17 protein-coding genes are annotated in these 20,983 nt (G+C 38.8%); 4 read left to right on the forward strand and 13 right to left on the reverse strand.

Annotated elements, in window-relative coordinates:
* The first annotated feature begins 253 nt into the window (after window positions 1–253).
* Window positions 254–970, forward strand: coding sequence for a tRNA (guanosine(46)-N7)-methyltransferase TrmB (gene trmB / locus B9T30_RS08890; protein ID WP_086165713.1), 717 nt, complete (start codon window positions 254–256; stop codon window positions 968–970).
* A gap of 60 nt (window positions 971–1,030) precedes the next feature.
* On the opposite strand, the gene B9T30_RS08895 is transcribed toward trmB, so the two are convergent.
* The 7 genes from B9T30_RS08895 to B9T30_RS08925 all read right to left on the reverse strand — a co-directional run bounded on the left by B9T30_RS08895 (window position 1,031) and on the right by B9T30_RS08925 (window position 8,440).
* Window positions 1,031–1,705 (reverse strand): class I SAM-dependent methyltransferase, encoded by a 675-nt coding sequence (locus tag B9T30_RS08895; protein WP_086184654.1) that lies wholly within the window; start codon window positions 1,703–1,705, stop codon window positions 1,031–1,033.
* Window positions 1,706–1,790: 85 nt separating this feature from the next.
* Complete coding sequence (locus B9T30_RS08900) at window positions 1,791–2,573, reverse strand: Rossmann-like and DUF2520 domain-containing protein (RefSeq protein WP_086184655.1); 783 nt, start codon at window positions 2,571–2,573, stop codon at window positions 1,791–1,793.
* A 93-nt stretch (window positions 2,574–2,666) separates the two neighbouring features.
* Complete coding sequence (locus B9T30_RS08905; protein ID WP_086184720.1) at window positions 2,667–3,698, reverse strand: lysozyme inhibitor LprI family protein; 1,032 nt, start codon at window positions 3,696–3,698, stop codon at window positions 2,667–2,669.
* A gap of 134 nt (window positions 3,699–3,832) precedes the next feature.
* Complete coding sequence (locus tag B9T30_RS08910; RefSeq protein ID WP_086184656.1) at window positions 3,833–5,317, reverse strand: OmpA family protein; 1,485 nt, start codon at window positions 5,315–5,317, stop codon at window positions 3,833–3,835.
* A 164-nt stretch (window positions 5,318–5,481) separates the two neighbouring features.
* Complete coding sequence (locus B9T30_RS08915) at window positions 5,482–6,717, reverse strand: dihydroorotase (RefSeq protein ID WP_086184657.1); 1,236 nt, start codon at window positions 6,715–6,717, stop codon at window positions 5,482–5,484.
* Window positions 6,718–6,726: 9 nt separating this feature from the next.
* The gene (locus B9T30_RS08920; RefSeq protein ID WP_086165718.1) at window positions 6,727–7,743 is read right to left on the reverse strand and encodes an aspartate carbamoyltransferase catalytic subunit; all 1,017 of its coding nucleotides are present in this window, start codon (window positions 7,741–7,743) and stop codon (window positions 6,727–6,729) included.
* A gap of 337 nt (window positions 7,744–8,080) precedes the next feature.
* Entirely contained in the window at window positions 8,081–8,440 is a 360-nt protein-coding gene (locus tag B9T30_RS08925) for a hypothetical protein (protein WP_086184658.1), read from the reverse strand.
* Between the two features lie 222 nt (window positions 8,441–8,662).
* Between B9T30_RS08925 and rlmKL the strand changes: the two genes are divergently transcribed.
* The gene (rlmKL, locus tag B9T30_RS08930) at window positions 8,663–10,867 is read left to right on the forward strand and encodes a bifunctional 23S rRNA (guanine(2069)-N(7))-methyltransferase RlmK/23S rRNA (guanine(2445)-N(2))-methyltransferase RlmL (RefSeq protein ID WP_086184659.1); all 2,205 of its coding nucleotides are present in this window, start codon (window positions 8,663–8,665) and stop codon (window positions 10,865–10,867) included.
* A gap of 124 nt (window positions 10,868–10,991) precedes the next feature.
* Here the strand turns inward: rlmKL and B9T30_RS08935 are convergent, their stop codons facing one another.
* From B9T30_RS08935 to B9T30_RS08945, 3 genes are all read right to left on the reverse strand, one after another.
* Window positions 10,992–12,278: a DUF945 family protein gene (locus B9T30_RS08935; protein WP_086184721.1), complete on the reverse strand. Its 1,287-nt coding sequence runs from the start codon at window positions 12,276–12,278 to the stop codon at window positions 10,992–10,994.
* Between the two features lie 232 nt (window positions 12,279–12,510).
* Window positions 12,511–15,093, reverse strand: a complete 2,583-nt coding sequence (clpB, locus tag B9T30_RS08940; RefSeq protein WP_086184660.1) for an ATP-dependent chaperone ClpB — start codon at window positions 15,091–15,093, stop codon at window positions 12,511–12,513.
* A gap of 514 nt (window positions 15,094–15,607) precedes the next feature.
* Window positions 15,608–16,030 carry an OsmC family protein gene (locus tag B9T30_RS08945; protein WP_086184661.1) on the reverse strand — a complete coding sequence of 141 codons (423 nt, stop codon included), beginning with the start codon at window positions 16,028–16,030 and terminating at the stop codon, window positions 15,608–15,610.
* Between the two features lie 147 nt (window positions 16,031–16,177).
* On the opposite strand from B9T30_RS08945, the gene crp reads away from it, so the two are divergent.
* The gene (gene crp, locus B9T30_RS08950) at window positions 16,178–16,885 is read left to right on the forward strand and encodes a cAMP-activated global transcriptional regulator CRP (protein ID WP_086184662.1); all 708 of its coding nucleotides are present in this window, start codon (window positions 16,178–16,180) and stop codon (window positions 16,883–16,885) included.
* 188 nt (window positions 16,886–17,073) lie between these two features.
* Window positions 17,074–18,123 carry an NADP(H)-dependent aldo-keto reductase gene (locus B9T30_RS08955; protein ID WP_086184663.1) on the forward strand — a complete coding sequence of 350 codons (1,050 nt, stop codon included), beginning with the start codon at window positions 17,074–17,076 and terminating at the stop codon, window positions 18,121–18,123.
* Between the two features lie 127 nt (window positions 18,124–18,250).
* Here B9T30_RS08955 and B9T30_RS08960 read toward each other — a convergent pair whose 3' ends face one another.
* From B9T30_RS08960 to B9T30_RS08970, 3 genes are all read right to left on the reverse strand, one after another.
* Window positions 18,251–19,027, reverse strand: a complete 777-nt coding sequence (locus B9T30_RS08960; RefSeq protein WP_086165725.1) for a M48 family metallopeptidase — start codon at window positions 19,025–19,027, stop codon at window positions 18,251–18,253.
* A gap of 113 nt (window positions 19,028–19,140) precedes the next feature.
* Window positions 19,141–19,449 (reverse strand): hypothetical protein, encoded by a 309-nt coding sequence (locus B9T30_RS08965; protein ID WP_086165726.1) that lies wholly within the window; start codon window positions 19,447–19,449, stop codon window positions 19,141–19,143.
* Between the two features lie 193 nt (window positions 19,450–19,642).
* Window positions 19,643–20,962 carry an adenylosuccinate synthase gene (locus B9T30_RS08970; RefSeq protein ID WP_086184664.1) on the reverse strand — a complete coding sequence of 440 codons (1,320 nt, stop codon included), beginning with the start codon at window positions 20,960–20,962 and terminating at the stop codon, window positions 19,643–19,645.
* Window positions 20,963–20,983: the final 21 nt, after the last annotated feature.

Here is a 20,983-nt window from a genome sequence, read left to right on the forward strand (position 1 = left end):
CATTTGGGCTTATCCAAAGTAATAGATGAGCCCCAAGTATTTGATTTAAAAATATAAGACTCCGTCATGAATAACTAAAACTAAGGACTTTATTTCTAAAACCCTTAACTGACTAGCATTATCTATTTAGGCGCTTTTTTATATGGCACAACTTTATTCAGCAATTAAATTGAACTGAACCCAGTAAAAAATTTGACTTACACCCCTTAAGACTTAAAATACCGCATTCGAATTTTTTACATTTGCCAAAGTTATGTCGAACGATCAATTAGACCAGCAAGTCGTCGAACTGGACAACTTGAATGAACATCGCGAAATTGTTACTTTTATGCGTCGTTCATCTCCGCTGAATACCTCTCAACGTACTGCGCTTGAACAATATGGTCACTTCATTTTGGAATATCCTGTGGGCGATTTACGTCAGCACTTTGAACATCCAGAACGTCCTTTGACTGTTGAAATTGGTTTTGGTATGGGACGTTCGCTAGTGCTTATGGCAAAAGCGAATCCTGAACGCAACTATGTTGGTATTGAAGTTCATGTACCCGGTATCGCACAATGCGTTTATGAAGCAGGTATGGCGGGTTTAACCAACTTACGTTTACTTGATGCAGATGCCATTCAAGTGCTGCGTGAAATGCCAGACAATAGCATTAATGCTGTACAGCTTTATTTTCCAGATCCTTGGCAAAAGAAACGTCATTTCAAACGTCGTTTTGTATCGCATGATCGTATGCCATTGGTTGAACAAAAGTTGGAAATGGGCGGAACATTCCACTCTGCTACAGATTGGGAACCGTATGCTGAATGGATGTTAGACGTATTGGATAATCGTCCAAATCTTGAAAACATGGCAGGTCAAGGCAATAGCTACCCACGCCCAGACTGGCGTCCACAAACCAAATTTGAACGTCGTGGTTTAGAGGAAGGTCATAAAATTAATGATTTTCTATTTAAGAAAATCAAGTAAATTTCAAATATAAGTTAAAAAATGGCTCATTCAAATATGAGCCATTTTTCATTCAAACGCTTACACTTTCAGCGCCATAATCCCCTGATAAGATAAAACTTGTGTAAAACGCCGCACTGAAGTAAAACCCGCAGAACTTAATTGTTCAAAAGTTTCTTGTTCCGACAATGGGTAAAAGTCATCTGCCAAGCGATTTAACATTGCACTAGACTGCGCTGTACTTAAGCCATTTGCCTCACAAATATGCTGAAGCATTCCTCGCTCTTGATCGGTATTCATTGCGGTCAAATCAAAGCCAATAAACACACCCTGCTGCTTTAAGCGCGAAACAATTGCTTTAAAGAACTCTGGTTTATGTGCATAAGGAACAAAATGTGTAACAAGAATGGAAAGTGCTGCATCATAAATTGAATCTGTTTTTAACTGATCAACATCAGCCAATACAAACTCCACTCGATGCAGTGCATCTAATGGCTGAATATAGTGTTTGGCTTTATCCAACATGGTTGCTGATAAATCAGTGGCAGTAAAAGACCAATTCGGAAACAATTGCAATAAATAACCCAGTTCATAACCTGTACCACAACCAACAATCAGTACATGTGCATGTTCATTGACATAGGTTTTTAGCAACGCTTGAATCTGTTGATGCACCACTTCGTAGCCCGGAATAAGTTTACGAATATGTACATCATAACCATCAACCACGTGCTGACTGTTAAAATCCTTTGCCATTGCTTTATTCCCCCTTATCTATCGATTATTGAAATACTAATCTAAGAAAATCGTATTCTGATTTAAAATTAAGTCTGATTTAAAATTAAGATTGAGTCTCATGTGATTGTAAAATTTGCTCACTCATGAGGTGATATATTTTTTTTAAATCTTCACGTTGTGCCTTTTGCAACATCTGTTCATGCATCTTTAGAATATTTTGATCGCCTCTCATGGCTGGGCCAGTTTGCATCAATTTCGGATCACCCTGTAGGGCTTTATTGGCCGTTTCTAAAATCAGCGGATACAGTAAGGAGAAATCCACTTGCTGCACATCCACAATTTGCTGTGCAATGTCATAACAATAATTGCTAAAATTACAAGCAAACACGGCGGCCAAGTGTAAGCTTAAACGTTGTGCTGAAGTGTATGAATAAACGCGTGTACTGAACTGATTGGCGAGTTCCGCTAATAACACCAAATCATCTTCAGACTTGGCTTCTACAAAAATAGGCGTATCCGACCACGGAATGTCCCGATCCAAACTAAAGGTTTGCAAAGGATAAAATACACCTGCTCGTGCATGGATATGTGCCAAGACCTCAATATCTGTACTGCCTGAAGTATGCACAATCAAAGCATTGGGTAATTGCTGATGGACATTGCTAATAACCGAAGCAATCGCTTGATCACTCACCGCAATAATGACCAAATCAATCTCGGGATTAAGTTCTTCGATATTCGCAGTTGCCATTGCCTTCACGTTTATTGCTAAAGTTTGTGCAGTTGCTAAAGTTCGACTATAAATCTGAACGATTTGATGATGTTGGCTTAATCTATGAGCAAGATGATGCGCAACCCGCCCTGCACCAATAAAACTAATTCGCATATGCTTTCACACTTTATTGTTCAGCACAGCATGCCAATAAAAAAAGGACGAATCAATTCGTCCTTTTCATTAATAGCATTTATATCGGGCAGTTTAGTTAAAAATGTTATTTAAATAAATTATACGTTCGCTGGTTTTCTGATTAAAACATTTGCTGTATTGCATCGCTTCATTTTGTTGATGCATTGCATCATCCCAATAATCAGATTTCTTTTGATAAGTTTCTTTATCATTATCAGCGAGCTGATTTACATTTTTTTGTGCGATGACTTTACAGTCTACATCACGTTTTTCAAACCAATCGGATTGATTTTGTTGCAACTGCTGTTTTTGTTCAACAGAGAATTGATCCCAAATCTGATTTAAGCGTTCAACCACTTTAGTTTTGTCTGCATCTAATTCTTTTTGTCGAATATCCATCACCTTTTGTGCTAAAGCGACTTCTGCTGCATGTTCTTGTGAATACTTTTCTGAATATTCGCGGTTTTCACTATTTTGTTTGACATAGGATTCATATTCCACCGCTTTCACCGTTACAAAAACAATGCCATCAATCACAGCATTTTGGTTTTCAGCGCTAATGGTTAAACCTTCTTTATCGGTCTTGGTAATATCATAACTATAAGCACCGCTCAGTTGATCATCACCGAGCGTTAAATTAGATTCACCACTTTCCAAATAATCGCGCAAATTGAATGTCGATACACGTTCTTCACCTTCACATTCTTCACAAGGTTCTTCTACATAGGCATTTTCAGCACGTTTTTGTAAACCTTTAGGAAATTGAACCACCAGATCACTACTACAGGCTAAGTTTTTGGCTGTGCTTGGATCATCCGTAATTGTGGTGACATTCTTAATTTTAAACTTCACATTTTGCGTGATTTTCTTTAATAATTCTTGATCTGCTGCATAGTTTGAATGACGTAACTGTTTATCTAACTGTTTTAAATATTCAGCTTTAAGATATGCTTCAACTTGTCCAATATTTTTTGCATCAGTACAACTCCAATTTGAGGTCTCAACTTTTTCCTCAACGGGTGCACTCTTCTTATTTTTAAAATAGTCACAACCCGAAATTAAAGTTGTCGCGACAATTAGGCTGCAAAGTATTGTTTTATTCATCATTATGTTGTTAACCACATTATTTATAATTTTCGCTGCGTATTTAAGCAAAAAGTGATCCATTTAGCGAGAGTTCCAATAAAAAAATCTCCGCTTTTAGCCAGAGATTTTTTCTTCTTAAATTATCAAATAATTTACTGTTTTTTAATTCCTTGATCATTCACTTCACGCGTTACTCCAGTTTCAGTATTGAGCACTTCAAATTCAATACGGCGATTTTTAAACTGACCATTAGCTGTTGAATTATCCGCGATTGGTTGTTCTTGACCATAACCAACCGCTTGTAATTGTGCAGGATCAACACCCTGTTTCACTAAATAATCCACAACAGCTTGCGCACGTTTTTGGGATAAGGTCTTATTTGTTGCCGCATTGCCTACAGCATCGGTATGACCTTTAACGGTTAACTTCACTTGTGGCGCACGTTTCATCAAGGCCGCGGCTTGATCTAAAATCGATTTATTTGCTTCAGGGATATTGGCACGTGCTGTATCAAAATTAATAATTTGCATATTCAGTGCTGTTGCAATATCTAAGGCACGAATATGATCGGGGTTAATTTCCGCCAAAGCTTTTTCCGCATTGCTATTGCCCGTACTCATTACAGCATGACTGTCTATAGCTGGAGCGGTATTGTTGGCTGCTTGCGTCATCACGGTCATATTTTTAACCAGTGGTTGAATTTTAGCTGCCAGTTGTTGTGCATCTGTAGGATTAGTACTCTGAATAGAAAGTTGATTTCCCATCCAAGTTAATGAGGCATTTGGCACACCTTTAACCAGTTTTAATACGCTTGGAATAGCATCTTGATCAATAAATTCTGTATGATAATTGGCATTGGACTCTGCACCACAACCCATGTTGTGATTAAAAATTTGTTTGATTTCCTGTTGCAGAATATTGATATAATTCGCATTACCAGAATATAGCTGACAGGTTGTTAAATCTCCTGATGCGCCAGTACTAAGCTGTAATTTAGCGAGTTCATTACTAATTGTTTGTGTAGCCAGACCTCCTACTGGTTCAGTTTCTTTTTTACCCGAACACGCCCTAAAAATTAACGCCAGTAACACCGCTAAAATAATAAAAGCAATCAAGGGTAATAAAAAACCTGATTTCTTTTTTTCCTCAATATTTTGAGAAGATGCAACTTCAGGAGCTTGGTGCAAAGCTTGCACAGATACAGCACCACCCCCTAAAGCAGTTAAAAGTGCCGTAGCCCAATATGGTAAGGCATTCGACACGGCTGACCAGTGTGTTTCAATAAGATGTACAATCGCACTTGGTTCAGCCGACCCCGCTTCAATTTCTAACACACCAAGCACTAATGCAATTGAGCGATTTAAGGTAGATTCCATAGCCCCTGTGGGAACAGTACCTGAAATTTGTTCTAAAAATTGATGTTTTAAAGCAGGATTATTTGTAAAAATATCGGTTAATCTTGGATTTAATTGATTTTGTAAACGTCCAATAAGCTCTGGCTGAGATTTAAAGATTGATAATAGGATTGGGAAAAAACTAGTTAATGCCTGACTCTTTTCACTAAGATATTCCGTTTCACCCTCAAGGACAATCGCAGATACTTTTTTCTTAAGCAAGTCAATCAAATTAATATTCATCCATTATTCCTTTTATTCTCGTTTTATCATGCTTATTTTTAGTTTATCTGTTCGTTTTTTAGGCAGTGTAAATAATTGTATTGTTTAAAATACAATGGTTTTTCAACAATAAAAAAAGCCAGCCGAAGCTGACTTTTATAACATTTAGAAAAATGTGAAATCAATTAAGCCGCAAAAGTTTGAATGACCTTACCCACAACTTTCTGATTAATAAGTGGTGTATTTTTACCCTGTGAAAGAATTGAATCTTTAGCGACCAACCATTCGAGTTTAGGGTCAACCAAAGCCCAACCAGACTCTTCCACCCAACGATCAACCATATTGGCCACTTTTGCTGGAGCCAGTGTGACTTTTTCCACCCACTCTAAAGGCTCAAATAAACCCTCATTAACCAATTGAACACCAAAAGCAACATAAGTATCAAAAGCGGTTAAACCCGGCTCGGTTTCAGCAAATGGCGCTAATTTTGCAGAACTACTCAGCGGTTCATGGTGGGTACAAATTGCATCAATCACACCCTCTTTCACGCCTTGACGTAATAGCTGTTTATCTTTTTCAGCACGTAATGGCGGGCGTACATGTGCCAACGAGTTAAAACCATCGGTTAAACTTTCGGTTAAATGCAGTTGGTGCATTGCAACATCAGCAGTGACAGGCAAGCCTTTAGCTTTGGCAATTTTAATGAGTTCAACAGAAGCCCCGCAGGACAACAAACCAAAATGGGCACGAACTTTAGTGGCTTCAATCATCAACAGGTACTTTGCAATTGCCACTGTTTCGGCCAAAGCTGGAATCATCGGTAAACCTTGGCGTGAGGCAACAAAACCTTCATGTACACAACCATCTTTGGCAATTTGATGTTCTTCTGCATAAAACACAACGGTCATACCCAAACCAGCTGCATATTCAAGCGTACGAAGTACAACATCATCATCCGCAAAGGGAGCATTGGCATTAGATACCGCTGTACAGCCCCCTTTTTTCAAACCGGCCATATTTGCAGGTTGTTTGCCTTGTAAACCTTGAGTCTGTGCCCCAATGACTTTTAAGTAAATTCCACCATCTAACATGGCTTTTTCCACTAATCCGTGAATCAGTGCACCATTGTCTTGTACGATTGGTTTGGAATCTGGTGGTGTAAAGATATGTAGAATACCATTTTTACGTGCTGCATGACCTTCAGACTTTAACGTACCATGTTGTTGCTGACCGGGTTCACGCATACGTGCACACAAATCGACCATGGTTGGCATCAACCATTTACCTTGCCCATCAATGATTTCGCTCACATGGTCTGTTGCTGCAATGCGTTTACCCTGTTCTAAATAGACTGTTTCTACGCTATCCGTTTGCTTGACTGGATCGAGGACACGGACATTTTCAATTTTTACAATACTCATGACTTTCCCTTATCCCGCAATCGCTTCAATTAAACCTTTTTCCTGCAACTGACCTTGCATAGACAAGGCAAGCACTGCCATACGTACAGCAATACCATTGGTCACCTGATGCAAAATAACCGCTTGTGGACCGTCGGCAATACTGGAGTCAATTTCTACACCACGGTTCATTGGCCCCGGATGCATCACGATACAATCTGGTTTTGCCATTGCTAGACGTTCTTTATTCAAGCCATACATTTTATAAAATTCGGCTTGCGACGCGAGTGCAGGTGAATCAATACGTTCATTTTGAATACGTAAGGTAATAATCACGTCGCAGTCTTTGATGCCTTCTTCCATGTTATTAAATAGACGAATCTCTTCACCGTATTCATCAAAAGCGTATGGAAGTAACGTATTGGGTGCAATAACGCGAATGTCTTTACAGCCCAAAGTTTGCAATGCCACCACATCTGAACGTGCCACACGTGAATGTTTAATATCACCAATAATCGCAACACTTAAAGCTTCGAATGGCTTTTTCGTTTCACGGCGAATCGTCAACATATCCAACATGGCTTGAGTTGGATGCGCATGACGACCATCACCCGCGTTAATAATCGCAACATGTGGCGAAACCGTTTGTGCAATAAAATGTGCTGCACCTGAAGATGAATGACGCACCACGAAAATATCCGCTGCCATTGCTTCAAGGTTCCACAGCGTATCACGTAGCGTTTCACCCTTAGAGGTACTTGAGCGCGCAATATCAATATTCAAAACATTTGCCGACAAACGCTTTGCTGCTGCTTCAAAAGTAGTACGTGTACGTGTTGAATTTTCAAAAAATAGATTCATGACTGTACGACCTTCCAAAAGTGGCGTCGTAATCAGTTGATTTTGTTCATTGAAAAAAGAATTAGCGGTATCAAGAATTTTTGTCAGGGTTTCTTTGGAAAGACCTTCAATGGTCAAGAAATGTTTAAGATTACCCTGTTGATTGAGTTGAATCTGGCTCGGAGTATGCAATGCTGCCAAGTGCATGAGAGATTCCCTTGCGGTTAAGTTGAACTATTATACAGATATTATTCTGCATAATCCGAGACCAATGCGCACGATCAAGCAATTTTTAGTCAATTTAAATTTTTGATCTGGCTTCTCTTATTCACGAAAACACGTCCAACACCGCGCAAATAAAACGCCTATGCGGTATCAACCCCATCAAAACATTAAAAATTTTCAAGCTGAGTATTTATAGCTCTCTTTTATGTCATTCTGTTCTAACTATGTAAAAGGATTAATGTTAATTAAACAATCACCACTTCTCCCACGTATAAAAAAACAGGCTCTAAATGAATACGATGATTTAGAGCCATATTTATCAGCGCAATGCACCAATATAATGATGTGAAACTTGCGCTCTATAAATTTCGTCTTCTGTAACCTCAACTTCATTTTGCACCATTTCAACAACCACTTTCTTTTCTGGCTGAATGACTGCAATCTCAGGTTCACGTTCAGCAAGAATTAAAGCATCTAAACGTGCAGCATGTCGGTCTAATTCGGCATCATTTTCCGCCTGCGCCAATCCAACAACATATTGGGCATAATCCTTATTATGCACCAAATACATGACATCAATTACCCGCCCAGCCACACGTCTCAATCGCGCATAAATAAGTGTTGCAACTGAAAATGCATCGCCATTTTCCTTAAAACCTTTATAAACTGAATCCGTCATGAATGCCCCCATCAAATCAATTTTAAACTACGCTTTCAGCCCAAACACCTGACTGATCACTAATCCATATATTCTTCAGCAAAATACATACCAAATATGAACGCTTAAGAGATAAAAAGTCGATATTTTTCCATTAGACTCAGGCTTTACCATAATTTAAAAACTTTTACGCCCTAAAATACGTTAAAATATTAGATTGCTTAGCTGCTTTTGGAAATTTGCATGAATTCGAAACTACGTCTTTCTACATATTGGGTTACCTGTGCAGATGGACTTGAAACCTTACTCCAAGAAGAATTGGAAGGTTTAGGTGTTCAAAATATTGAACGCTTTCCAGGACGTTTAGTTTTCCAAGGCACGCTAGAAAATGCATACCGTATTTGTATTTGGTCGCGTTTAGCATCTCGTGTACTGACGCCTATTCATACCCATGAATTGGACTTCACCCATGATGCACGTGATGTGGCAGAAGAGCTATATGAAGGTGCAATGAACTTTGACTGGTCTCTCATTTTTGCACCACAAAGTACCTTTGCCATTCGTTTGCACGTAGAACGCGACATTAAAGTCAATAGCCAATTTGCGACCTTACGTGTAAAAGATGGTGTGGTCGACTCCTTTATGGAAGCCGTCGGCAAACGCCCAAGTGTTGACATTAAACAACCAGAAATTACTTTATATGTGCTTGCGGGTAAAACTCAGCACACTTATTGCTTAGATTTATCAGGTGATTCCTTACATAAACGTGGCTATCGTCACTTTATGACCGATGCGCCAATTAAAGAAAACCTTGCAGCAGCAATTCTGCAAAAAGCCAAATTACTCCAATGTAATCCAGACATTATTTTAGACCCAATGTGTGGTTCAGGCACATTCATCATTGAAGCACTCATGATGTTGACTGATCGCGCACCTGGTTTAGTACGTCGCTTTGGTTTCAATGGTTGGAATGGTCATAACCATGATTTATGGATGTCGATCAAAGCAGAAGCCACTGAACGTCACCAAGCTGCATTAGAAAAACCATTACCTCAGTTCTATGCTTATGATGCTGACTGGGAAGCGGTGAAAGCGACCAAGCAAAATATTATTGCCGCAGGCTTTGAGTCATTACTTGATCACATCAAAATTGAAGAACGTACTCTGGCTGACTGGCCTGATTTTGCAGCAATGGGTAAAAAAGCATTTATTGTGACTAACCCGCCTTATGGTGAGCGTTTAGGCGAAAAAGCTTCAAATCGTGCTTTATACCTAGGTCTATCTGCCCTATTGCAAAAACACTTTCCAAATCAAACAGCAGCCGTTATTGCCTCTCAAATTGAGCAAGCTGACGTTTTAGCGTTTAATGATCCGCAAACTTTACGTTTAATGAATGGTAAATTGCCAATTTACATTCGCTCAGGTCAAATTAAACCCGCTACAGCAACTCAACCTTTCCTTGCTGTTTGGCAGCCACAACAATTTGAAAAGATTGAAGGTGCTGAAGACTTTACCAATCGTTTGCAAAAAAATATGCAGGCATTGAAAAAGTGGGCAGTCAAAGAAAATATCTATTGCTTACGTTTATATGATGCCGATCTGCCCGACTTTAATGTTGCAGTAGATTTATATGGCGATCGTTTACACGTCCAAGAATACGCACCACCAAAAACCATTGATCCTGAAAAAGCAAAAAAACGTTTTAATTTAGCACTTGCCTCTATTCGTGCAGTAACAGGTTTGGGTCGTGATGCAATCTTTATTAAAACTCGTGCACGTCAGGAAGGTAAAACACAGTACGAAAAACAAAGTACTGCATCTAAGCGTTTTATTGTGCAAGAAGGCAAAGCAAAATTCTTAATCAACTTAACTGATTATTTAGATACAGGTTTGTTCCTTGACCACCGTCAAATGCGTTTACGTATTGCTGCTGAAGCAAAAGGCAAACACTTCTTAAACCTGTATAGCTACACCTCTACTGCCAGCGTTCATGCTGCTTTAGGTGGCGCTGCAAGTACCACAAGTGTCGATTTATCGAATACTTATTTGAACTGGTCTAAAGAAAACTTTGTACTGAATGGTTTAACTGTTGATCATGCTGACCAACAACATCAGTTTTTCTCGAGCGACTGTTTTGAATGGTTAAAAGAAGGTCATGAACAATATGACCTAATCTTCATTGACCCGCCAACATTCTCTAACTCGAAAAAGTTCCACGGTACTTTTGACGTGCAACGTGACCATTTGTCATTACTCAAACGCGCAATGAACCGCTTAACCACAGAAGGTACATTATACTTTTCAAACAACTATCGTGGTTTTGAAATGGATGATGAAATTTTGGCCTTCTTTGATGTTGAAGAAATTACCAGCGAAACCATTGGTACTGACTTCAAACGCAATACCAAAATTCACCGCGCATGGAAAATTACCCATCCAAAAAGCTAATACACTGGAGATGAAATACGACCTCGCATTTCATCTCTGCTAAGATTTGCCTTGGAAAGTTTTCAAGCATAAAAAATGGGACGTAATTCGTCCCATTTTTTATGCCCTACCTAATCACACAGCATTATTCAGTCAGGAACTTTTTCTGCCCATATTTGTATTCAACTGACATTTTCAAAATATCACCTTCGCGTTTCACCTGCCCTGACTGCTGCATAGTAGACAACATATTTTCGACATTTTGATCAGACATGGCAACTCCGCCTTTTTGCATATAATTATTCATCACACTAGAGAGCATATTTTTATCAAACTGAACATCTGCTTTGTATTCCATTAAACTTGGCATCATTTTTACAAAACCCATCATGGTCGATTGATGACTCGGCATAATACGCCCCGTCATGCCAGCTTGAGCAACGCCTCCTCCCATAGCAAACTGATTATCTTTTGATTCAAAACGAAAGCCCTCATTGATCACAGCCAACAAAGCAGGTTCTATATCTGTCACCAGTTTTTCTTGGGCCAAACAACTTTTGTCACCGTTTTCCAAGATATCAAAAAAACTCTGTAATTTTTGTCGATTCAAATCAAGCACATTAAAATTAAACTGTACTTTCTGCATTGCAGGCACAAAAGGCATTTTCATTTCATCAAGCCGCAGCAACATTTCAGTATTTAAAACCCGATCCGTCAACTCACTTTCAGTCTCTATACTAAAATTCTTCAGTTCAGCATTGGTTGGTTTATTGATATCTCGATCTGACATTTTCAACAAATCCATCTGAATTTTGGTTTTCCCCGCCTCTAGATACTCGCCATTTAGTCCTTGGTTGGTTTCTAGCTTTAACCCAACCATTTGGAAATGTGTGTTTGTATCTGTTACGGTCAAATTCGGAATTTCAAGTTGTAAATCCAGTATCTTTAATTGTTGGTCTATCGGTTTTGCACGGAATTTTAATTTTATCGGATCTAATCTAGACTGTATTTGGGCTTCATTTCGTGTAATGACTGGCGTCGTCAACGTGCTATTCATGTTTCCTAACCAATTGACTGTCGTTTGGACTTTAAGCGGTTCCTTCAACAACGACTGAAGTGCTCCCGGTGCTTGAATAATTTTAATATCTGAATAAATAACGTATCCATTCCAACTACGTTTAATATTATCCTGACCACTAAATTGAAGCACTTCTTTCGGTTTACATGGATCAAGTACTAATTCAGCGCTCCAGTTGGCACTGCCTTTTAAAGCTCCCATGTTAAAAGCTTGATACTGTAAACTTAAATTATTTGACTGCTTGCTGCCCTGCTGATAATAAGTTTTCAAACTTTTATCCGCATAAAGATTCCCTCCTACTGCGACCACAGCAAGCGTAAGTACACTTCCAATACCCCACTTTAATTTAGTCATTTTTTCCATCTCAAGCTGTTTATTTTTTATTAAAATAAATTATAAAGAGAATCATTAAATAAAGATAATTATTTTGCAAATAAAGCACTTAGATGATATTTCCATCACAAAAATGTGAAAACTTACGTCACATTTTGACTTTAAAATGTCATTTTTAACATTTCTATTCCTCAATAAAAAAACCTAGCCGAAGCTAGGTTTTTTATTTTGCGATTGAAAACAAGTTTAACTCTTAACTCAATTTCATTTTTTCAAACTCAAGATGACCATGTTCACCTTTAATCAAAATCGTATCGCCTGGAAGAAACTCACCACTTAATATTTTTTGTGCCAACGAGTTTTCGACTTGTTGTTGAATTGCACGTTTCAGTGGTCGCGCACCATAGATAGGGTCAAAACCAGCATCTATTAATTGATCAAAAGCACTATCCTCTACAGAAAGACTCATGTCTTTTTCGCTTAAGCGTGAGCGTAAACGATCCAACTGAATATCTGCAATGCCTCGAATTTGTTCTTTTTTCAATGAATGGAAAACCACCAATTCATCAATACGGTTAATGAATTCTGGACGGAAATGTTGCGATACTGCATTCATCACCACCGTACGAACTTCATCCTCCGTAGCACCTCCACCTAGCTCACGCACATCTTGTGAACCTAAGTTTGAGGTCAACACGATGACTGTATTTTTAAAATCAACGACACGCCCCTGAGAGTCCGTTAAACGACCATCATCAAGCACCTGTAATAAGATGTTAAACACGTCAGGATGTGCTTTTTCCACCTCATCAAACAACACTACACTATAAGGTTTACGTCGCACAGCTTCAGTTAAGATACCGCCTTCTTCATATCCAACATAGCCTGGAGGTGCACCAACCAAGCGACTCACAGAATGCTTCTCCATGAACTCACTCATATCGACACGAACCATAGCATCGTCACTATCAAACAAGAAATTCGCCAAAGCTTTGGTCAATTCAGTTTTACCGACACCTGTTGGCCCAAGGAATAAGAATGAACCACTAGGTCGATTCGGATCAGATAAGCCTGCACGTGAACGACGAACTGCATTCGATACAGCAACAACCGCTTCATCTTGCCCAACCACACGGTTATGTAAAAAATCTTCCATATGAAGAAGTTTTTCACGTTCACCCTGCAACATTTTTGTCACAGGAATACCCGTTGCAGCACTGACCACTTCAGCAATTTCATTCTCGGTCACTTTGGTACGAATTAATTTCGGCTCTTCACTAGTTTCTTCAGCCACTTCTTCCGCTGCAAGGCGTTTTTGCAATTCAGGAATTACGCCGTATTGCAAACGGCTTGCTTCAGCCAAATCACCTTCACGCTGTGCTTTTTCAAAAGCAGTTCGAGCTTTATCTAACTCAACTTGCGCTTGATTCGTTCCTTCGACTAAGGTTTTTTCAGCACGCCACACTTCTTCTAAATTGTTATATTCGCGTTGAACTTCTTCAATTTGCTTTTCCAAATATTCAACTTCAACTTTACTGACAGAATCTGCATCTTGTTTTACCGCTTCCAATTGCATTTTCAACTGGATAAGACGTCGGTCTAAACGGTCAAGTGGCTCAGGTTTCGAGTCAATTTCCATTTTAATCCGCGATGCAGCTTCATCAATTAAATCAATGGCTTTATCTGGCAATTGACGGTCTGTAATATAACGATGTGACATTTTCGCCGCAGCAATAATCGCAGAATCGAGAATCTGCACACCATGATGTGTTGCGTACTTCTCTTTTAAACCACGTAAAATTGCAATGGTGTCTTCTACACTCGGTTCATCGACCAAAACTTTTTGGAAACGACGTTCCAATGCTGCATCTTTTTCAATGAACTGACGATATTCATCCAAAGTGGTTGCACCCACACAGCGAAGCTCACCACGCGCCAATGCAGGTTTTAACATATTCCCTGCATCCATCGCGCCATCGCCCTTACCAGCACCGACAAGCGTATGTAACTCATCAATAAATAAGATGATCTCGCCATCATATTTAGCAAGGTCTTTTAGAACGGCTTTTAAACGTTCTTCAAACTCACCACGATATTTCGCACCTGCCAATAATGACCCTAAGTCCAAAGATAAAACACGTTTACCTTTTAAGCCCTCAGGCACTTCACCATTGACAATACGTTGTGCCAAACCTTCTACAATCGCAGTTTTACCCACCCCTGGCTCACCAATAAGTACAGGGTTATTTTTAGTACGACGTGATAAAACTTGAATCGTTCGACGAATTTCTTCATCTCGCCCAATGACTGGATCAAGCTTACCAGACATGGCACGCTCAGTTAAATCAACCGTATATTTATTCAGAGAATCACGTTGATCTTCGTGGTTATTTGCCATAACTTTGTCACCACCTCGTATATTTTCAATTGCTTTACGCAGCTTATCTGTCGTCACACCTACACTATTGAGTAGTGTTTTCGTTGCACCTGTTTCAGCGAGCGCCAAAATCACCCAATCCGTAGATAAAAATTCATCTCCCGCTTTTTGTGCAAAACTATCTGCTAAATTCAATGCACGTACAGCTTCTGGATTTAAATTGATATCGCCTGTTGGGTTTGCAATCGTTGCAGCATTATTTAATGCCTGCTGCAACTTGGTTTGAAGGTCTCTTAAATTTGCACCTGCCTGTTGTAACAAGCTGATATTAGATGATTCTTCCAACAGTGCAGATAGAATGTGAATACCTTCAATGGCGGTGTTATCTTTACCCATAGCTAAAGATTGGGCATCTGATAAGGCTTGCTGTAAGCGATTTGTAAATTTTTCAAAACGCATTCTTATTTTCCTCACAACAAATTTTGTACTTGGATAATAGATGGGAATGGTTTGATATTTTTCAACAATTTTATTAAAAAATATTTTTTAATTTTCAATAATTAAAGTCATTAAGACAAAAAATATAACTCAGTTATAATATGGGTATATATTGCACATTTTTCAAGTTCAATTTGATATCTTATGTATCAAATTCTATTCAGAATATATTATCTGACTCATTTTGAGCAACTGTATAAAACACCTTGCATTTGTGCTTGATAGTTTAAAAATTTATATAGCAAGTGCATTTGAGCAATCAGAATCTTAATGCAGTTTAAAATAAGCAATTTGATGAATATAAAGCAACACGCGAACAAGATTGCTTAACGTTGTTGTTAAAGTTCTTAATTTGGATTGAGCTAAGACTATTTTATTCAATTTTGTAGATTTTTAACTTAAAAAAGGTATGACTTATATCATTCTTAGATTTATAAAATGGCAACTCACCTATGAATTGCCATCCACTTTTTCATTACTCAGCTTCAATAATTTCAAAGTCGTGAGTAATTTCTACACCGCCATCTGACAGCATTTTACTTGCTGAACAGTATTTTTCAGCAGAAAGTTCAACTGCTTTAGCCACCTGTTTTTCTTTTACCGCTTTACCCGTTACCACAAAATGTAAATGGATTTTGGTAAATACGGCAGGAATACTATCAGCACGATCCGCTTTCAACTGACATACGACCCCTATCACATCTTGGCGTGATTTCTTTAAAATAGTCACAATATCAAAGGAAGCACACCCACCAAGTCCCATTAATATAAGTTCCATAGGACGTGGACCACGGTTTTCACCACCGTATGCCTCAGCCCCATCCATGACAATTTGATGACCACTCTCTGATTTGGCTTCAAAAGCAACATTCTCTAGCCAATGAACACTTGTTTGCATTGCAACTACCTGAAAAAAGCTATAAATTTACGACGTACCTGTACACTAACATAAATTGAGTTGATACGGAATTTCATCTCTTCTATGTGACAAGTTCATTTTAGGTCTTGTGCGATCTATTACTTATCCATATTCGGAACCGTTAGCATGACTGCAAACTTTTCACAACTTAGCACTGATGCGCTTTCTCCTGGCCAGCTACCAGAGTCAGTAAAAGCATTATTAAAACGTGCATATATTAATCGCTATCCAAAACGTACTGCAATTATCGACGCAGGCACTGAATCAAAATCTCTTTATTTGATTTTAAAAGGTTCAGTCTCCATTATTTTACGCGAAGATGATGAACGCGAAATTGTAGTTGCGTATTTGAATGCCGGTGACTTTTTTGGGGAAATGGGTTTATTTGAAGCAAATCCACAACGTACTGCAGAAGTTCGTACACGTGACGTATGTGAAATTGCTGAAATTACCTATGAAAATTTTCATGAATTAAGCAAACAATATCCAGATCTTAGCTATGCTGTATTTGCTCAATTGGTGCGCCGATTAAAAAATACCACACGTAAAGTCACAGACCTTGCATTTATAGATGTATCTGGTCGTATTGCACGTTGTTTAATTGATCTTTCTTCACAACCTGAAGCCATGATTCTTCCAAATGGTCGCCAGATCCGTATTACTCGTCAAGAAATTGGCCGTATTGTTGGTTGTTCTCGTGAAATGGTTGGACGCGTTTTAAAAACGCTTGAAGAACAAGGCATGATCGAAACAGATGGTAAAGCCATTCTTATTTTTGATGTTACACCTGAAGAAACTGATGTTTCTTTAGATAAGGATGATGACGAAGAATAAGCTTTTTATCTTTGCCAATTCAATAAAAAAGCAAATCTTATGATTTGCTTTTTTATGCTTTAATTTTTTATTCTTTTGTCACATTTATGACAACTTTAAAATTATTCATGATTTAACTCTTATGACTAAATCAGGTAGTCTTGTACACGATTTAAAACTCCATGATAAAAATTAAAGGATAAACCTCGATGCAACTTAAACCTTTAGCCAATACAGGAATATTGGTTCCTGAAATTTGTTTAGGAACCATGACTTTTGGTGAGCAAAATACCCAAGCAGAGGCCTTCCAACAACTTGAATATGCTTTAGATCAAGGTTTGTTCTTTTGGGATACCGCTGAAATGTATCCAGTACCTCCCAAACCTGAAACTCAAGGTGCTACTGAAACCATATTGGGCAATTGGATTGCTCAACGTGGCAATCGAGATCAATTATTTATTGCCTCAAAAATAGCAGGGCCATCACAAGGCGGCAGCCAGATCCGTGATGGACAAACACGCTTTACAGCAGCAGAAATCACTTCTGCTATTGATGACTCCCTACAACGCCTGCAAAGCGATTATATCGACCTCTATCAACTGCATTGGCCACAACGCCCAACCAACTTCTTTGGTAAACTCGGTTATGGCAACAGTGAAGCACAGCAAAATAGCGAAATTACAGCTTTAGAAGAAACCCTAACCGCTTTAAGTAATGAAATTAAAAAAGGACGCATTCGTTATATTGGACTGTCCAATGAAACGCCATGGGGAACCATGAAATTTTTAAACTTGGCAGAAAAATTAGGTTTAGAAAAGTTTGTCAGTGTGCAAAACCCCTACAATCTATTAAACCGTACCTATGAAATTGGTATGTCAGAAATTGCTCATTATGAAAATGTAGGATTACTGGCCTATTCCCCTTTAGCTTTTGGTTATTTGACAGGTAAACTCCGTCATGGCGCGCGTCCCGCCAATGCTCGTGTCACACTATTCTCTCGTTTTAGCCGCTATAGCAATCCAGAAAGTGAATGGGCAACCGAACAGTATGCTCAACTTGCAGAGCAACATGGTTTAACACTCACTCAGCTTGCACTGGCATTTATCAAGCAACAGTTCTTTGTGACCAGCACTATTATTGGTGCAACCAATTTAGATCAACTCAAAGAAAACATCCAAGCTTTTGACATTGATTTATCTGTAGACATTTTACAAGGCATTGAAGATATCCATCGTCAACAACCTAATCCTGCACCATAGATATTTCTCAGTTACCTGTTAAGGTGAAGCACTGCTTCACCTGTCACAAATAATTTATGATGTTCAAAATCAAAAAAATCATATAAAAAAGGATGCCTATCGCATCCTTTTTGAACCTAACTATTTATTAACGTTTGTTATAAATTGCTTGAGCAGTAGGCAAATTTTTACGCATCGCTTCAATACGTTGGCTATTTGAAGGGTGAGTAGACAAGAATGATGAACCACCTGCACCATCTAGTTTATTCATTTTTTCCCAAAGGGTAATTGCTGCTTGTGGGTTATAACCTGCACGCGCCATAAGAAGTAATCCACCTTGGTCGGCACGACTTTCAAGACTACGTGAATAAGGCAATCCTATCCCGACTTGACTCCCTAACTGCGCTGCTGCTGTACCCAATTGTCCAACGTTATTTCCTGCTGCACTTAAACCAATATTTAAAGCTAAATCAGTTAAGGCTTGAGCACCAATTTTATTTTTAGAATGTTCCTCTAAAGCATGTACCATTTCATGCCCCATCACTGCCGCAATTTCTGCATCAGTCAGGTTTAGCTTATTGACAATGCCTGTATAGAACACAACTTTACCACCGGGTGCGACATAAGCATTCACCTGATCAGATTTCAAAACTGCCAGTTGCCAACTAAACTTCTGACCCGTTTGGTTAACTTGATCTGCATACGGCTTTAAACGCAAAAATACAGCATTAATACGTTTATACGTCGCAGATGAAGTATCTAAGGTTTTATTTGCACTTGCTTCTTGAACTGTTTTATTAAAGCCTTGTGCCGCAGCTACATTTAATGTGGATGAATCCGCCCCTGCCATTTCCGCAACAGTGGTACAACCCGAAATAGTAATCACACTTGCTGCACACAAACTCAAAATAAACTTGCTGTTCATTATAATAATCTCCACCTTAAAAATAGATATCTGTTTTAAGGCGATTATATGGAATTGTGGATCAGCTTTAAATTATTATTCAATCCACATTCATATCATTTATGTAACCGTGCTTATTTAAGAAACTGAAAACTAAGCCAATAAATAAGACATAAAGCATTCAGAACCAAATACACTTGGCAAAGTGGTTTGATTTTTTGCTCAAGTTGATCATTTTTTCGTTTAAAAAATAAAAATGCATTTTGAATTAAAATTAATGGCACCAAAATACACGCAATAATGACACTTAAACCAATAAATACCCCATAGACAATATTAGGATCTTGAGTCTGTGCTTGAATAATCAGCATCGCAATGGTCGGTGCTCCACCCATTGCAAAAAGTAAGGAATAAAAAATCGTTCCTGAAATATTTTTATGCATCCGCACAACCCGCTATTTATCTTATGTTTTGTATTTTAGCAACTGCCAATGATTTAAACAGTATTCTCTGATGCAACTTTAGTCTTGCAAAATTTTCATCAATATATCCACTTATCATCTTGTTAAAAAAAGTGAATATAAAAAAGCCTCACATATTGCGAGGCTTTTTTTACCATCTTTCTATGCGCTTAAATTAAGCATTAAAAGGATGACGTAATACAATGGTTTCTTCACGGTCTGGACCAGTTGAAACGATGTCGATTGGACATTCAATTAACTGCTCAATGCGTTTTACATAAGCAATTGCATTTGCTGGCAATTGTTCCATGCTTTTTGCACCGAAAGTCGACTCAGACCAACCTGGCATTGTTTCATAGATTGGTTTTAAAGTTTCAAATGCAAGTGCATCAGAAGAACCAACACAACCAGAATCAGCAGCTTCGTAACCGATACAGATTTTCACTTCTTCTAAACCGTCAAGAACGTCAAGTTTAGTTAAGCAAATACCAGAAAGTGAGTTTACATCTACAGAGCGACGTAGAATTTCTGCATCAAACCAACCACAACGGCGTTGACGACCCGTAGATGCACCAAATTCAGAACCTTTAGTTCCAAGGTGTTTACCAATTGCATCACCTACGTCATTTGCAGCATCATAAACCAACTCTGTTGGGAAAGGACCTGCGCCTACACGTGTTGTATATGCTTTAGTAATACCAAGCACATAGTCAAGGTGTAATGGACCTAAACCTGAACCTGAGCTTACGCCACCCGCTGTTGTGTTTGAAGATGTTACATATGGGTATGTACCATGATCGACATCAAGAAGTGAACCTTGAGCACCTTCAAACATGATGTTTTCACCGTTTTTACGGTAGTTATGCAATTCAGTTGTTACATCCACAACAAGTGGGGCTACAACTTCACGCCATTGATCACAAAGCGCAAGTACATCTTCAAGATTAACCGCTTCCACACCGTAGAATTGAGTTAATTGGAAGTTATGGTATTCAAGTAGCTCTTCAAGTTGAGCTTTAAGATGTTCACCACCACGCACTAAGTCTGCAATACGAATTGCACGACGTGCAACTTTATCTTCATACGCTGGGCCAATACCACGGCCAGTCGTACCAATTTTCGCATTACCACGTTTTTTCTCACGTGCTTGGTCAAGTGCAATATGGTTCGGAAGAATTAAAGGACAGTTTGGAGAGATACGTAAACGTTCTTTAACAGGCACGCCTTCTTTTTCAAGAATGTCCATTTCTTCGATTAATGCAGCAGGTGAAAGTACAACACCATTACCAATTAAGCAAAGTACGTTTTCACGTAAAATACCAGATGGAATGAGGTGTAATACAGTTTTCTTACCACCAACCACGAGTGTATGACCAGCGTTGTGTCCGCCTTGGTAACGAACTACCGCAGCCGCTTGATCTGTGAGCAGGTCGACAATCTTACCTTTACCTTCGTCGCCCCATTGGGTACCGAGTACCACAACATTTTTGCCCATAATAGCCTCATTGCATCATGC

Origin of the sequence: Acinetobacter sp. ANC 4973 (genome assembly GCF_002135275.1) — a bacterium.
GTDB classification, from domain to species: domain Bacteria; phylum Pseudomonadota; class Gammaproteobacteria; order Pseudomonadales; family Moraxellaceae; genus Acinetobacter; species Acinetobacter kyonggiensis.